General features: G+C 71.0%; 10 protein-coding genes. 7 read left to right on the forward strand and 3 right to left on the reverse strand.

Going from position 1 to position 14036, the window contains the following annotated elements:
* Positions 1 to 100: 100 nt before the first annotated feature.
* Positions 101 to 1102: an aldo/keto reductase gene (locus tag ABZ939_RS08555; RefSeq protein WP_361850757.1), complete on the reverse strand. Its 1002-nt coding sequence runs from the start codon at positions 1100 to 1102 to the stop codon at positions 101 to 103.
* Between the two features lie 75 nt (positions 1103 to 1177).
* On the opposite strand from ABZ939_RS08555, the gene ABZ939_RS08560 reads away from it, so the two are divergent.
* From ABZ939_RS08560 to ABZ939_RS08590, 7 genes are all read left to right on the forward strand, one after another.
* Positions 1178 to 2143 (forward strand): 2-hydroxyacid dehydrogenase, encoded by a 966-nt coding sequence (locus ABZ939_RS08560; protein WP_361850759.1) that lies wholly within the window; start codon positions 1178 to 1180, stop codon positions 2141 to 2143.
* A 202-nt stretch (positions 2144 to 2345) separates the two neighbouring features.
* Positions 2346 to 5378 carry an EAL domain-containing protein gene (locus ABZ939_RS08565; RefSeq protein ID WP_361850761.1) on the forward strand — a complete coding sequence of 1011 codons (3033 nt, stop codon included), beginning with the start codon at positions 2346 to 2348 and terminating at the stop codon, positions 5376 to 5378.
* A gap of 213 nt (positions 5379 to 5591) precedes the next feature.
* On the forward strand, positions 5592 to 7469 hold the full coding sequence (locus ABZ939_RS08570) for an acetolactate synthase large subunit (protein ID WP_361850763.1): 1878 nt from the start codon (positions 5592 to 5594) through the stop codon (positions 7467 to 7469).
* Between the two features lie 32 nt (positions 7470 to 7501).
* A complete protein-coding gene (gene ilvN, locus ABZ939_RS08575; protein ID WP_019889675.1) occupies positions 7502 to 8026 on the forward strand; it encodes an acetolactate synthase small subunit in 525 nt (174 codons plus the stop codon).
* A gap of 118 nt (positions 8027 to 8144) precedes the next feature.
* Positions 8145 to 9146 carry a ketol-acid reductoisomerase gene (gene ilvC / locus ABZ939_RS08580; RefSeq protein WP_137993188.1) on the forward strand — a complete coding sequence of 334 codons (1002 nt, stop codon included), beginning with the start codon at positions 8145 to 8147 and terminating at the stop codon, positions 9144 to 9146.
* Positions 9147 to 9384: 238 nt separating this feature from the next.
* Complete coding sequence (gene serA / locus ABZ939_RS08585; protein ID WP_361850765.1) at positions 9385 to 10974, forward strand: phosphoglycerate dehydrogenase; 1590 nt, start codon at positions 9385 to 9387, stop codon at positions 10972 to 10974.
* Between the two features lie 85 nt (positions 10975 to 11059).
* Entirely contained in the window at positions 11060 to 11641 is a 582-nt protein-coding gene (locus ABZ939_RS08590; protein WP_361850767.1) for a helix-turn-helix domain-containing protein, read from the forward strand.
* Here ABZ939_RS08590 and ABZ939_RS08595 read toward each other — a convergent pair.
* Both ABZ939_RS08595 and ABZ939_RS08600 read right to left on the reverse strand, forming a co-directional pair.
* Positions 11613 to 12605, reverse strand: coding sequence for an NAD(P)-dependent alcohol dehydrogenase (locus ABZ939_RS08595; protein WP_361850769.1), 993 nt, complete (start codon positions 12603 to 12605; stop codon positions 11613 to 11615). The genes ABZ939_RS08590 and ABZ939_RS08595 overlap by 29 nt on opposite strands.
* 125 nt (positions 12606 to 12730) lie before the next feature.
* The gene (locus tag ABZ939_RS08600; RefSeq protein ID WP_361850771.1) at positions 12731 to 13966 is read right to left on the reverse strand and encodes a helix-turn-helix domain-containing protein; all 1236 of its coding nucleotides are present in this window, start codon (positions 13964 to 13966) and stop codon (positions 12731 to 12733) included.
* Positions 13967 to 14036: the final 70 nt, after the last annotated feature.

Consider the following 14036-nt stretch of genomic DNA (forward strand, 5'->3'; position numbering starts at 1 on the left):
CCGATCCCTTCGAACGGCGATCACTACCCTTGATACACCGCCCGGCCCGATCACGTTCCCGCGCTCGGTCTCCCGGCTTCTTCCCTGCCTCTTTCCGGCCTCAGTCCCAGGATCCCCGCGGCGCGGGCAGCCCCGCGATCTCCGCCAGATCCGCCGCCGTCAGCACCAGCTCCGCCGCCCGCGCGTTCTCCACCGCCCAGCACTCCCGCTTCGCCCCCGGGATCGGCACCACGTGCGGCCCCTGAGCCAGCGCCCACGCCAGCGCCACCTGCGCCGGAGTGACCTCCTCGCCGTGTCGCGCCGCCACCCGCCGCAGACCGGCCACGAGCGGCTGGTTGGCCGCCATCATCTCGGCGGTGAAACGGGGGTGCCGGGCCCGCGGGTCGTCCGGCTCGAAGCCGCCGCCGGGCGTCAGCGTCCCGGTCAGGAATCCGTTCCCCAGCGGCATCGCGGCCAGGAACCCCACACCCCGCGCCTCGCACCACGGCAGCAGCCGCTCCAGCGCCTCGGGCGACCACACCGACAACTCGGCCTCCACCGCGCTCACCGGGAAGACCTGCTGGATCCGCTCCAGCTGCCGGATCGTTCCCTCGTACATGTGCGCCACTCCGCCGCGCCGGGCCGCCCGGGCCCCCACCGCGCAGAGCCCGAGCGCCCGCACCTTGCCCGCGGACACCAGCTCGGCCATCGCGCCCCAGGTCTCCTCGACCGGCACCTCGGGGTCCGCCCGGTGCAGCTGGTAGAGATCGATCACATCCGTCTGCAGCCGCCGCAGCGAGGCGTCGCAGGCCCGCCGTACGTACCCGGGCCGGCCGTTGGCCACCACGTGCTGGTCACCCACGAGCAGACCGCACTTCGTCGACACGAACGCCTCGGGCCGGCGTTCCTTCAGCGCCCGGCCCACCAGCAGCTCGTTGGTGAACGGTCCGTACATGTCCGCGGTGTCGAGCAGGCTCACCCCGGCGTCCAGCGCCGCGTGCACCGTGCGCAGCGACCGGTCGCCGCGCTGCTGCGAGCCGCTGTAGGCCCAGTTCATCGGCATACAGCCCAGGCCGACCGCGCCCACGTCGAGCGCCGCCGCCCCGATAGTCCTGCGCTCCACCTGCCGGTACCCCTCCCTGTGCCGTCCCCCAAAGTAACCAATGGTGAGCGGGATTCTTCGCATAGCCTCCCGGTCATGACACTCGATGACACGACCGCTGACGTGTGGCTTCCGATTCCCGCGGACGAGATCGAAGGGCTTCCCGCGCCGGGCGCGTCGGGGCTCAACTACCGCTTCTGGGACGGCGGTCCGGACTTTCCCGCCGATCCGGCGCGCTGCGCCTTCTACGTGGTGCCGTACATGAAGGGTTCGGAGATCGCCGTCCGGCCGCTCGCCGCGATGACCTCGGTGCGCGCCGTGCAGACGCTGTCGGCGGGCACGGACCATGTGACGCCCGGACTCGGCTCGCTGCCCCCGGGTGTCGAGCTCTGCAACGCCAAGGGTGTGCACGAGGCCAGCACCGCCGAGCTGACGCTCGCCCTGATCCTCGCCTCGCTGCGCGGGATCCCCGGATTCGTGCGCGGCCAGGACGCGGAGGAGTGGCGGGACGGCTTCTATCCGGCCCTCGCAGACAAGTCCGTGCTGATCGTGGGGTACGGGTCGATCGGCGCCGCCATCGAGGACCGGCTCGTGCCCTTCGAGTGCGCGCGGGTGGCGCGCGTCGCGCGCTCCGCACGCACCACGGAGCGCGGGCCCGTGCAGCCGTTGTCCGACCTGCCCGCCCTGCTGCCGCAGGCGGATGTCGTCGTGATCTCCACTCCGCTCACGCCGGAGACCCGGCACCTCGTCGACGCGGGGTTTCTCGCACGGATGCGGGACGGGGCGCTTCTCGTCAACGTCGCCCGCGGTCCCGTGGTGGACACCGCCGCGCTGCTCAAGGAGGTCGAGAGCGGCCGGATCACCGCCGCGCTCGATGTCACCGACCCCGAACCGCTGCCGCCCGGCCACCCGTTGTGGCACGCTCCCGGTGTCCTGGTGAGTCCTCATGTCGGCGGTTCCACTTCGGCGTTCATGCCCCGTGCCAAGCGGCTGATCGCCGCCCAGCTGACCCGGTTCGCGGCGGGGGAGCGGCTGGCGAACGTGGTCCTGACCACCACCTGAGCCGCCGTCCCCGGCGCGCGCCCCCTCGGTGCGCCCGCCGTGAGCCCCCGGGCCGTCACTGAGAGTACAGCACCCCTGTCCCTGAGTGACGGTCCTGGTGTATCGTCCCGGAGCGGGGGGCTGCGTCGAGCACGGGATGGCGCTGGGGAGCGAAGTGACGGGTCATCAGAATCCGAGGGGGGCGACGGGTGAAGTACGGCCGATGGACCGACGATCCGACGCGGCGGGGCCGCCGTCGACGACCCTCGCGCGCTCCATTCCGGCACAGGAGGCGCCCGAGGGCGACCGTGCGCGCAGGAGAACCCCGGTGACCGCCCCTGGAGCGCTCATCGGCCGCAGCCCCGTCTCCGCGGGCGCCGTTACGGGCGGCAGTGCGCCGGCCGGTGTCGCGGCCCCCGGCCCGACGGCCGGCAGCACCCCGGCGAAGGGGGCGGGTGGTGGCGCGGGCGGCGCCCGCGGTCCGGATCCGACGCGGTCCGACAACGGTGTGGTCATCACCCAGGTCGTCCTCGGCCTGATCTGCGCGGGCTACGCGACAGGAGCCGCGCTCGGCTGGGGGTCCGAGCAACTGGCGCTCGTCATGGGTGACTTCGGTCTGAGCGCGGCAGCGCTCGCCGCCGGCGTCTCCTGCTTTCTCTACGCCCGTCTCCGCGAGAGCCGCTTCCGCCCCGCCTGGCTGCTGTTCGCCTTCTCCTCCACGATGGCCGCCGCCGGGAACGCGGTGTGGGGGTGGTACGAGGTCGTGCTCGGCCGAGAGGTGCCCAGCCCCTCCCTCGCCGACCTGTTCTTCCTGCTCTTCGCCCCGCCCGCCATCGTCGGCCTGCTCGTCCTCGCCAAGAAGCCCGTCACCCGGGCCGGCTGGGTCTGCCTCGGGCTCGACGCCTGGCTCATCGGCGGCTCGCTGCTCACCCTCTCCTGGAGCCTCGCCCTCGCGCACACCGCGCACTTCCAGGGCGAGAGCGTCGCCCAGGCCGCCCTGTCCCTCGCGTACCCGCTGCTCGACATCGTCCTCGTCAGCATGGTCCTGGCCCTGCACTTCCGCCGCTCCAACGTGAACCGCTCCGCGACGAACACGGCCATCGCCGCCCTCGCTCTCACCGTGCTGTGCGACGCCCTGTTCACCTCCCCGCTGCTGCGGGAGAACTACACCTCCGGGCAGCTGCTCGACGCCGGCTGGTTCGCCGGATCGCTGCTCCTGGCGTACGCCCCCTGGGGGGTGCGCCGGACCGTCGAGGGTGCCTCCTCCCCGCGCGGCCAGCGCCTCCCCAGCCGCCCCGTGGCCGGCTCGCTGGCCGCCCTCACCCCGTATCTCGCCGCGGCGGTCTGCACGCTCGGCATCCTGTACAACGTCGTCGAGGGACGCAGAGTGGACCGCGTGGTCGTCTTCACCGGCTGTACGGTCGTCCTCGCTCTGGTCGTCCGGCAGGGCATCATGCTCCTCGACAACATCGCCCTCACTCACGAACTGGCCCAGAAGGAGAACCACTTCAGGTCCCTGGTGCAGGGCTCCAGCGACGTCATCATGATCGCCGCACCCACCGGCATACTCCGCTATGTGAGTCCCGCCGCGTCGGGGGTCTACGGGCGTGAGGCCGAGGATCTCATCGGTGAGGAACTGGCCTCCCTCATCCATCCCGAGGACCTCGGCGGCGTGGTCCACGAAGTGCGCCGGTTCCTGGCCGCTTCTCCTTCGGAGGAGCCGACGACCCGGATCGAGTGCCGCTTCCGCTCCGGCCGCGGCGACTGGCTCAACGTCGAGTCAACCGTCAACCGCCACCAGGGCGGGCTGATCTTCAACAGCCGGGACGTCACCGAACGGGTCCGCCTCCAGGCGCAGTTGCAGCACAACGCCGAGCACGACCCGCTCACCGACCTGCCCAACCGGGCCCTGTTCACCCAGCGCGTCCGCAAGGCCCTCACCGGCCGCCGCTCCTCCGACCCCGGTACCGCCGTGCTCTTCATCGACCTCGACGGCTTCAAGGGCGTCAACGACCGGCTCGGCCATCAGGCGGGCGACGAGCTCCTCGTCCAGGCCGCCCGCCGCCTCCAGGACTCCGTACGGGCCGGGGACACCGCCGCCCGCCTCGGCGGCGACGAGTTCGCCGCGCTCATCCTCGGCGACGGCGGACGGGACAGGACGGCCCGCGAGTGCCAGGTCCACGAGATCGCCGATCGGCTGCGCCTCACCCTCTCCAAGCCGTACCGCCTCGAAGGCGGGAACGAGGTACGGGTCGCCGCCTCCATCGGCGTCGCCTTCGCCGAGCCCGGCATCAGCGCGGGAGAGCTGCTCCGCAACGCGGACCTGGCGATGTACCGGGCCAAGGCCGCCGGCAAGGACCGCGTCGAGATGTACGCCCCGCAGATGCAGGCCGAGGTCGTCCGCAGGACGGAACTGGCCACCCGGCTGCGCACCGCACTCGACGACGGCGAGTTCGCCCTGCTCCACCAGCCGGTGGTGGACCTCACCACCGGCCGCATCACCGCCGTCGCCGCCCAGGCCCGCTGGCGCTCCGCACAGGGCATCCTCTTCACCCCCGCCGAGTTCCTGCGCGTCGCGGACGACAGCGAGCGAGTCGCCGAGCTCGGCCGCTGGCTCCTCGAGCAGGCCGTGGAGCAGGCCGCCGAACGGGCCGGACTCGGCCACCGCACCCCGGTCTCCGTGCGGCTCTCCGCCCGCAGGCTCCTCGACCGCTCCCTGCCGCTCGGCACCGTCGAGGCGCTGCTGACCCGCCACGGGCTCCCCTCGGGATCCCTGATGATCGAGCTCGCCGACAGCGACCCCCGGGTCTCCTTCGACGACCTGGAGCAGCGACTGGTCGCCCTGCGCCGCCTCGGCGTACGGATCGCCCTGGACGGATTCGGCAGCGGCCACGCGGCCATCAACGCGCTGCGGCGCCTTCCCGTCGACGTACTGAAACTGGACAGGGGTCTGGTCGAGGGCGTGGTCGAGTCCGCCCGGCTGCGCAAGATCACCAGCGGGCTGCTCCGGATCGCCTCCGACCTCGGGCTGCAGTCCGTCGCCGAGGGCGTGGACGTCCCCGAGCAGGTGCTCGCCCTGCGCGCCATGGGCTGCACGCACGGCCAGGGCATGGCCTTCTCGGGCCCGCTCGACGAGTACCGGCTGCGCCGCGCGCTCGTCCGGGACGAGTACCCCGTCCCCGGTGGAGAGGCGATTCCGGCCGGAAGCCGTCCCCCATTCCGCTCAAATAATGAGACGCCTGTCCCACCCACTTGACACTGATGGTGCGTCGGGGGGAGGGTCAGTGCCATGCGCACCCGAATTCTCGTACTTGGAAAGCGCGTCGGCTGAAGCGCGGGCCATCGAAGGCCCGGCTTAGAACGCTACCGACGCGCTCCCCTCGCTTGCCTCCCGGCACGAGGGGTTTTTTGTTGCACCGGCTCCCCCCAAACCCTCGCAAAAACCCTCTGCTTCGAGAAGAGAATGCTGATGACCGAGCAGGCCACCGGGCACCATCCGCAGCCGCGGGCCCGTAGCGGCGGACAGTCCGCCACCACCGTCGAGCACGTCACGGGTGCGCAGTCCCTCATCCGTTCTCTCGAGGAAGTGGGGGCCGACACCGTCTTCGGTATTCCGGGCGGCGCCATCCTCCCCGCGTACGACCCGATGATGGACTCCAAGAAGGTCCGCCACATCCTGGTCCGCCACGAGCAGGGCGCGGGCCACGCCGCCACCGGCTACGCCCAGGCCACCGGCAAGGTCGGCGTCTGCATGGCGACCTCCGGGCCGGGCGCCACCAACCTGGTCACCCCGATCGCCGACGCCCACATGGACTCCGTCCCGCTGGTCGCGATCACCGGCCAGGTCGCCTCCAAGGCCATCGGCACGGACGCCTTCCAGGAGGCGGACATCTGCGGCATCACGATGCCGATCACCAAGCACAACTTCCTGGTCACCAAGGCCGAGGACATCCCGAAGACGATCGCCGAGGCGTTCCACATCGCCTCCACCGGCCGCCCCGGCCCGGTCCTGGTCGACATTGCCAAGGACGCCCTGCAGGCGAAGACCACCTTCAGCTGGCCGCCGCAGACCGACCTGCCCGGCTACCGCCCGGTGACCAAGCCGCACGCCAAGCAGATCCGCGAGGCCGCCAAGCTGATCACCGCGGCCAAGCGCCCCGTCCTGTACGTCGGCGGAGGCGTCCTGAAGGCCGGCGCCACCGCCGAGCTGAAGGTCCTTGCCGAGCTCACCGGCGCCCCCGTCACCACCACCCTGATGGCGCTGGGCGCGTTCCCCGACAGCCACCCGCTGCACGTGGGAATGCCGGGCATGCACGGTGCGGTCACCGCCGTCACCGCGCTGCAGAAGGCCGACCTGATCGTCGCCCTCGGAGCCCGTTTCGACGACCGCGTCACCGGCAAGCTGGACAGCTTCGCCCCGTTCGCCAAGATCGTCCACGCCGACATCGACCCGGCCGAGATCGGCAAGAACCGCGCCGCCGACGTCCCGATCGTCGGTGACGCCCGCGAGGTCATCGCCGACCTGGTCCAGGCCGTCCAGGCCGAGTACAGCGAGGGCAGCAAGGGCGACTACACCGCCTGGTGGAGCGACCTGAACCGCTGGCGCGAGACCTACCCGCTCGGCTACGACCTGCCGGAGGACGGCAGCCTCTCGCCGCAGCAGGTCATCCAGCGCATCGGCCAGCTCGCCCCGGCCGACACCATCTACGCGGCCGGCGTCGGCCAGCACCAGATGTGGGCCGCGCACTTCATCGACTACGAGAAGCCGGCCACCTGGCTGAACTCCGGCGGCGCCGGAACGATGGGCTACGCCGTCCCGGCCGCCATGGGCGCCAAGGCCGGTATGCCGGACCGCCCGGTCTGGGCGATCGACGGCGACGGCTGCTTCCAGATGACCAACCAGGAGCTCGTCACCTGCGCGCTCAACAACATCCCGATCAAGGTCGCCATCATCAACAACGGCGCCCTCGGGATGGTCCGCCAGTGGCAGACCCTCTTCTACAACCAGCGCTACTCCAGCACGGTCCTGCACGCCGACGACACCGGCCACGAGGCCGCCGGCTCGCAGGTCGGCGCGAGCACGGCCCCCCGCAAGGGCACCCGTATCCCGGACTTCGTCAAGCTGTCCGAGGCCATGGGCTGTGTCGCACTGCGCTGCGAGGACCCGGCCGACCTGGACAAGGTCATCGCCGAGGCCAACGCCATCAACGACCGCCCGGTCGTGATCGACTTCATCGTCCACGAGGACGCCCAGGTGTGGCCCATGGTCGCCGCCGGCACCTCCAACGACGAGGTCATGGCCGCCCGGGGCGTCCGCCCCGACTTCGGCGACAACGAAGACGACTGAGACCGAGAGCCGTAGGAAGAGGAACGACGCACATGTCCAAGCACACGCTCTCCGTCCTGGTGGAGAACACCCCCGGCATCCTGGCCCGGATCGCCGCCCTGTTCTCCCGCCGCGGCTTCAACATCGACTCGCTCGCCGTCGGTGTCACAGAGCACCCCGACATCTCCCGCATCACCATCGTGGTCAATGTCGAGGACCTGCCGCTGGAGCAGGTGACCAAGCAGCTCAACAAGCTGGTCAACGTCCTGAAGATCGTCGAACTCGAGCCCAGCGCCGCGATCCAGCGCGAGCTCGTCCTGGTGAAGGTCCGCGCCGACAACGAGACCCGCTCCCAGATCGTCGAGATCGTCCAGCTGTTCCGCGCCAAGACCGTGGACGTCTCGCCCGAGGCGGTCACCATCGAAGCCACCGGTTCGAGTGACAAGCTGGACGCGATGCTCAAGATGCTGGAGCAGTTCGGCATCAAGGAGCTCGTGCAGTCCGGCACGATCGCCATAGGGCGTGGTGCCCGGTCCATCACGGACCGGTCCCTGCGGGCCCTCGACCGCAGCGCCTGACGTCAACCACGTGCGAACGCCGGTCCGTCCGGCGGTCCGCCTGGCGAGACCCGAAAACCTCCCTCCCGCTCCCCGCCGTACGGTGGGATGCAACACCAGCACATCAAGGAGATTCCCAGTGGCCGAGCTGTTCTACGACGACGACGCCGACCTGTCCATCATCCAGGGCCGCAAGGTCGCGGTGATCGGTTACGGCAGCCAGGGCCACGCCCACGCGCTGTCGCTCCGTGACTCGGGTGTCGACGTCCGCGTCGGTCTGCACGAGGGCTCCAAGTCCAAGGCCAAGGCCGAGGAGCAGGGCCTGCGCGTGGTGACGCCCGCCGAGGCCGCCGCCGAGGCCGACGTCATCATGATCCTGATCCCGGACCCGATCCAGGCCCAGGTCTACGAGGCCTCCATCGCCCCGCACCTGAAGGACGGCGACGCGCTCTTCTTCGCGCACGGCTTCAACGTCCGCTTCGGCTTCATCAAGCCCCCGGCGGGCGTCGACGTCGCCCTCGTCGCCCCGAAGGGCCCGGGCCACCTGGTCCGCCGCCAGTACGAGGAGGGCCGCGGCGTCCCCGCGATCGCCGCCGTCGAGCAGGACGCGACCGGCAACGCCTTCGCCCTGGCGCTCTCCTACGCCAAGGCCATCGGCGGCACCCGCGCCGGCGTCATCAAGACGACCTTCACCGAGGAGACCGAGACCGACCTGTTCGGTGAGCAGGCCGTCCTCTGCGGTGGCGCGTCCGCGCTGGTCAAGGCGGGCTTCGAGACCCTGGTCGAGGCCGGCTACCAGCCGGAGATCGCCTACTTCGAGTGCCTGCACGAGCTGAAGCTCATCGTCGACCTCATGTACGAGGGCGGCCTGGAGAAGATGCGCTGGTCGGTCTCCGAGACCGCCGAGTGGGGCGACTACGTCACCGGCCCGCGGATCATCACCGACGCCACCAAGGCCGAGATGAAGAAGGTCCTCACGGAGATCCAGGACGGCACCTTCGCCAAGAACTGGATGGACGAGTACCACGGCGGCCTGAAGAAGTACAACGAGTACAAGACCCAGGACGAGAAGCACCTCCTGGAGACCACCGGCAAGGAGCTGCGCAAGCTCATGAGCTGGGTGAACGACGAGGAGGCGTAAGCCTTCGGGCGGGGGGCCGGACACTGTGTCCGGCCCCGCGCCACACCGTTGGACAGGCCGTCCAACCACGGACGGGTGATCCTTCCAACGAGGCGCATGAACTGCGCCGACGCACCACTACACTGCTCAACAACATTCGCGTTCAGGCCCACAGCGTCGTGCGCTTTCACGCGGCAAGCCCCCTCCACCGCCTGCGGCCGTCGGGACGGCCGTCCGCACTGGATCTGTGAGGACTCACGTGAGCTCGAAACCCGTCGTACTCATCGCTGAAGAGCTGTCGCCCGCCACCGTCGACGCACTGGGCCCGGACTTCGAGATCCGGCACTGCAACGGCGCCGACCGCGCCGAGCTGCTCCCCGCCATCGCCGATGTGGACGCGATCCTGGTCCGCTCCGCGACCAAGGTCGACGCGGAGGCCATCGCCGCCGCCAACAAGCTCCGGGTCGTGGCCCGTGCCGGTGTCGGCCTGGACAACGTCGACGTCTCCGCCGCCACCAAGGCCGGCGTGATGGTCGTGAACGCCCCGACCTCCAACATCGTCACCGCCGCCGAGCTCGCCTGCGGTCTGCTCGTCGCCACCGCGCGCAACATCCCGCAGGCCAACACCGCGCTGAAGAACGGCGAGTGGAAGCGCTCCAAGTACACGGGCGTCGAGCTCAGCGAGAAGACCCTCGGTGTCGTCGGCCTCGGCCGCATCGGCGTCCTGGTCGCCCAGCGCATGTCCGCCTTCGGTATGAAGATCGTCGCGTACGACCCCTACGTGCAGCCGGCCCGTGCCGCCCAGATGGGGGTGAAGCTGCTGGCCCTGGACGAGCTCCTGGAGGTCGCCGACTTCATCACCGTCCACCTGCCGAAGACCCCGGAGACCATCGGCCTCATCGGTGACGAGGCGCTGCACAAGGTCAAGCCGAGCGTCCGGATCGTCAACGCCGCGCGCGGCGGGATCGTCGACGAGGCGGCGCTGTTCTCCGCGCTCAAGGAGGGCCGGGTCGCCGGCGCCGGCCTCGACGTGTACGCGAAGGAGCCCTGCACGGACTCCCCGCTCTTCGAGCTCGACCAGGTCGTCTGCACCCCGCACCTCGGCGCGTCCACGGACGAGGCCCAGGAGAAGGCCGGTATCGCGGTCGCCCGCTCGGTGCGCCTCGCGCTCGCCGGCGAGCTGGTGCCGGACGCGGTCAACGTCCAGGGCGGTGTCATCGCCGAGGACGTCAAGCCGGGTCTGCCGCTCGCCGAGAAGCTCGGCCGGATCTTCACCGCGCTGGCGGGCGAGGTCGCGGCGCGGCTCGACGTCGAGGTGTACGGCGAGATCACCCAGCACGACGTGAAGGTGCTCGAACTCTCCGCGCTCAAGGGCGTGTTCGAGGACGTGGTCGACGAGACCGTGTCGTACGTGAACGCCCCGCTGTTCGCCCAGGAGCGCGGTGTCGAGGTCCGTCTGACCACGAGCAGCGAGTCGCCCGACTTCCGCAACGTGGTCACCGTCCGCGGCACGCTCGCCAAGGGCGAGGAGGTCGCGGTCTCCGGCACGCTGGCTGGCCCCAAGCACCTCCAGAAGATCGTCGCGGTCGGCGACTACGACATGGACGTCGCGCTCGCCGACCACATGGTCGTGCTGCGCTACGAGGACCGCCCGGGTGTCGTCGGCACGGTGGGCCGGATCCTCGGCGAGGCCGGTCTGAACATCGCGGGCATGCAGGTGTCGCGCTCGGAGGAGGGCGGCGAGGCGCTGGTCCTGCTCACCGTGGACGACACGGTCCCGCCGGCGGTGCTCGCCGAGATCTCGGAGGAGATCGGCGCGACCTCGGCCCGCTCGGTCAACCTGGTCTGATCCAGGGCATCCGTACGAGTATCCGTACCCGGCTCGCTAGACAGTCGTCTTACACGATTGTCTAGCGGCCGGGTACAGTGCTGTCATGGGACATCGCGAAGATCTGCTCGAAGGCGCCAAGCGCTGCCTCCTGGAGAAGGGCTACGCCCGCACGACGGCTCGCGACATCGTCGCCGCCTCGGGCACCAACCTGGCCTCCATCGGCTACCACTACGGCTCCAAGGAGGCCCTGCTCCAGCAGGCGTTCCTCGCGCTCACGGAGGAGTGGGGCAACGAGGTCGGTCCGGCGGGCAGCGGTGAGGACAGAAAGGAGCTGCCGGCCGACGCGTACAAGCGCTTCCACGCCGTCTGGGAACAGGTCATCGCGGCCGCGGAAGCCAGCCGGCCGGTCTGGAAGCTCCAGATGGAGGTCGTCACTCGCCTCGACGACGACGAGAAACTCCGCGAGGTCATCAAGGAACCCCAGCGCGAGGGCCGACTGGGCATGGCCGAGGTGTTCCTCGGCCTCGACCCGGAGGCGGACCCGGAGAAGGCGCGGGTGGCCGGGCTGCTCTGCCAGGCGCTCGCGACGGGCGTCATGATCCAGTGGATGGTGGACCCGGAGACGGCCCCGACGGCCGACGACCTGACCGAGGGGCTCAAGGTCCTGATGGGGGAGGGGAACTGACGACGACCTTCGCGCGCGCGTGCTCGATCTCCACGTAGCGGATGGCCTCGGCCACCTCGCTCAACGGATAGGTACGGTCGATCACCGGTGTGATGCTTCCGCTCTCGGCGAGGTCGCGCAGGGCCGCGAGCTTCTCCGCGCCGGGGGAGGCCGAGAGCACGAGCAGCCGGTGGCGCACGAAGGGGGACAGCACCTGCCCCTTGAGGAGAAGCCCCATCGGCCCGACCAGGCTGCCCCCTTCGAAGACGCCGCCGCCGGACAGGACGAGCGTCCCGGTGGGGGACAGGGCGCGACGGTACTCGGCCAGCGAACGGTTGCCCACCAGGTCGAACACGAGGTCGTAGCGCTCCGGGCCGGTGGTGAAGTCCTCCTGGGTGTAGTCGACGACACGCTCAGCGCCGAGGGAGCGGACCAGGTCCACGTTCCGCGTGCTGCAGACACCGGTGACGTCCGCGCCGAGGGCCTTCGCGATCTGGACGGCGAAGGTCCCCACGCCTCCTGACGCACCGTTGATCAGCACCTTCTGACCCTGTTGCACGCGTCCCAGATCGCGCAGCCCCATGAGGGCGGTGGTGCCCGCCAGCGGTACGGCCGCCGCCTGCTCGAACGTCAGGTTGGCCGGTCTTCGCTCCACGACGTCCTCGGAGGCGCACATGTACTCCGCGAACGCCCCTTCGGCTTCGCCGAACACCTCGTCACCGGGGCGCAGCCGCGTCACCCCCGGGCCCACCGCCTCCACCCGGCCGGCGAAGTCCGTACCCAGGATCTTCGCCTTCGGTCTGCGCACTCCGAGCACCAGTCGGGCCAGATACGGGTCGCCACGCATCAGATGCCAGTCGCGCGCGTTGACCGACGCCGCGTGGACCCGTACGAGCACCTCGCGGTCCTTGGGCACCGGCGTCTCGATGTCCTTGAACTCCAGCACCTCGGCCGAGCCGTACCGGTCCTGAACGATTGCCTTCATGGGCCTCCCCCCAACTACCTACGACGGTACGGCCGCCAGGTGCCCGGGGGTATCGGGGACGACCCCGAGAACATCCCCCCGGAACCCCGAGAAATCCCCGGGGGCGAGGACAACCGCCAGGCTGACTACAACTTCGCCGCCTTGAGCGCCATGTGCAGCAGCAGCCTGTCCTCGCCCGCGTCCAGGTCGAGCCCCGTCAGCTGTTCCACGCGGGAGAGGCGGTAGTAGAGCGTCTGGCGGTGGATGCCCAGGGCCGCCGCCGTGCGGCCCGCCTGGCCCGCGTTGTCGAGGAACACCTCGGCGGTGCGGGCCAGTTCGGTGTGGGTGGGGGAGAGCAGGGCGCGGACCGCCGGGTCCGGGGCGGTCCGGGGTAGGGCGGTGAGCAGACGGTACGGGCCGATGGCCGACCACTCGGCGAGCGGGCCGAGTCCGGGCTGGGCGGCCGCGGCCCGCGCGGCCGCCGCGGCCTCACGCCAGGCGGTGTCCAGATCGGCGAGGCCCCGGCGCGGAAGGGCGATGCCCGCGACCGCGCCCGCGTCCCCGACGGCCCCTGGGCCCGCTGCGGCTCCCAGGCCCGCGGTGACCCCCGAGCCCGCGGAATCCCGCAGCCGCCCGGCCGCCGCCGCGGCGGGCGCGAGATTGTCCGCGGCCCGCAGACGCACCAGCACCGCGAGCGCCCGCGAGCCCTCGGCCGCAGCGGTCTCGGGCGTCATGGCGGGGGCAGGGGTGGGCGCCTGCCACGGCACCGTGCAGAGCGCCGCCGCGGCCGGCACCGCGCGGGCCGAGGGGCTGTCCTCGTCAGGCCAGGGCGCCACGCACGCCACGGCGTGCAGCCCCTCCGCGTCCGGCCCCAGTGCCGTGCGCAGGGCCGCGAGGGCCATGTCGTACTGCCAGCCGCGCTCGGCCGTCAGGGCCGCCCGCAGCTCCCGGGAGAGGTCCGCGCCCGCCCGCTCCTCGTCCGCGAGCAGGTCGCCGATCCGGGCCGCGACCTCCATCGCCGCGGTCAGCCGGTCGGGCGGGGGGCCGGGCTCGGCGTCGAGCAGCCAGACGTAGCCGAGGACGACGCCGCGGTGGCGTACGGGGAGACAGATCCGGTCCCGGAACACCCCGGCGTCCGGCGCGGCCGGGATGCGGACCGGGCCCGTGGCCCGGGTGATGCCGAAGCCCTCGAACCAGGCGCGGACGGCCGGCGTCGACTTCCTCGTCAGGATCGAGCGGGTGCGGACCGGGTCCATCGAGGCGTCGTCGTCGCTGTCGTGGGCCCCGAAGGCGATCAGCCCGAAATCGCGGTTCTCGAGTGTCGCCGGCGCTCCCAGCAGAGCGGAGATCTCGTCCACCAGTTCTTGGTAATCGCCCTTCACGGCGCCATTCTCGCACCCCCCTCATACATATGTCTGAGATGCCGCCCACGGATGCGTGACAGCTGTCGAT

It is taken from the genome of Streptomyces sp. NPDC046712 (assembly GCF_040645695.1).
In the GTDB taxonomy this organism is placed as follows: Bacteria; Actinomycetota; Actinomycetes; order Streptomycetales; family Streptomycetaceae; genus Streptomyces.

What these genes read in the sequence shown, in the direction of transcription:
- ABZ939_RS08560 (WP_361850759.1), top strand. Translation starts at nt 1,178, where the DNA reads ATGACACTCGATGACACGACCGCTGACGTGTGGCTTCCGATTCCCGCG.
- ABZ939_RS08565 (WP_361850761.1), top strand. Translation starts at nt 2,346, where the DNA reads ATGGACCGACGATCCGACGCGGCGGGGCCGCCGTCGACGACCCTCGCG.
- ABZ939_RS08590 (WP_361850767.1), top strand. Translation starts at nt 11,060, where the DNA reads ATGGGACATCGCGAAGATCTGCTCGAAGGCGCCAAGCGCTGCCTCCTG.
- ilvN (WP_019889675.1), top strand. Translation starts at nt 7,502, where the DNA reads ATGTCCAAGCACACGCTCTCCGTCCTGGTGGAGAACACCCCCGGCATC.
- ABZ939_RS08595 (WP_361850769.1), bottom strand. Translation starts at nt 12,605, where the DNA reads ATGAAGGCAATCGTTCAGGACCGGTACGGCTCGGCCGAGGTGCTGGAG.
- ABZ939_RS08570 (WP_361850763.1), top strand. Translation starts at nt 5,592, where the DNA reads ATGACCGAGCAGGCCACCGGGCACCATCCGCAGCCGCGGGCCCGTAGC.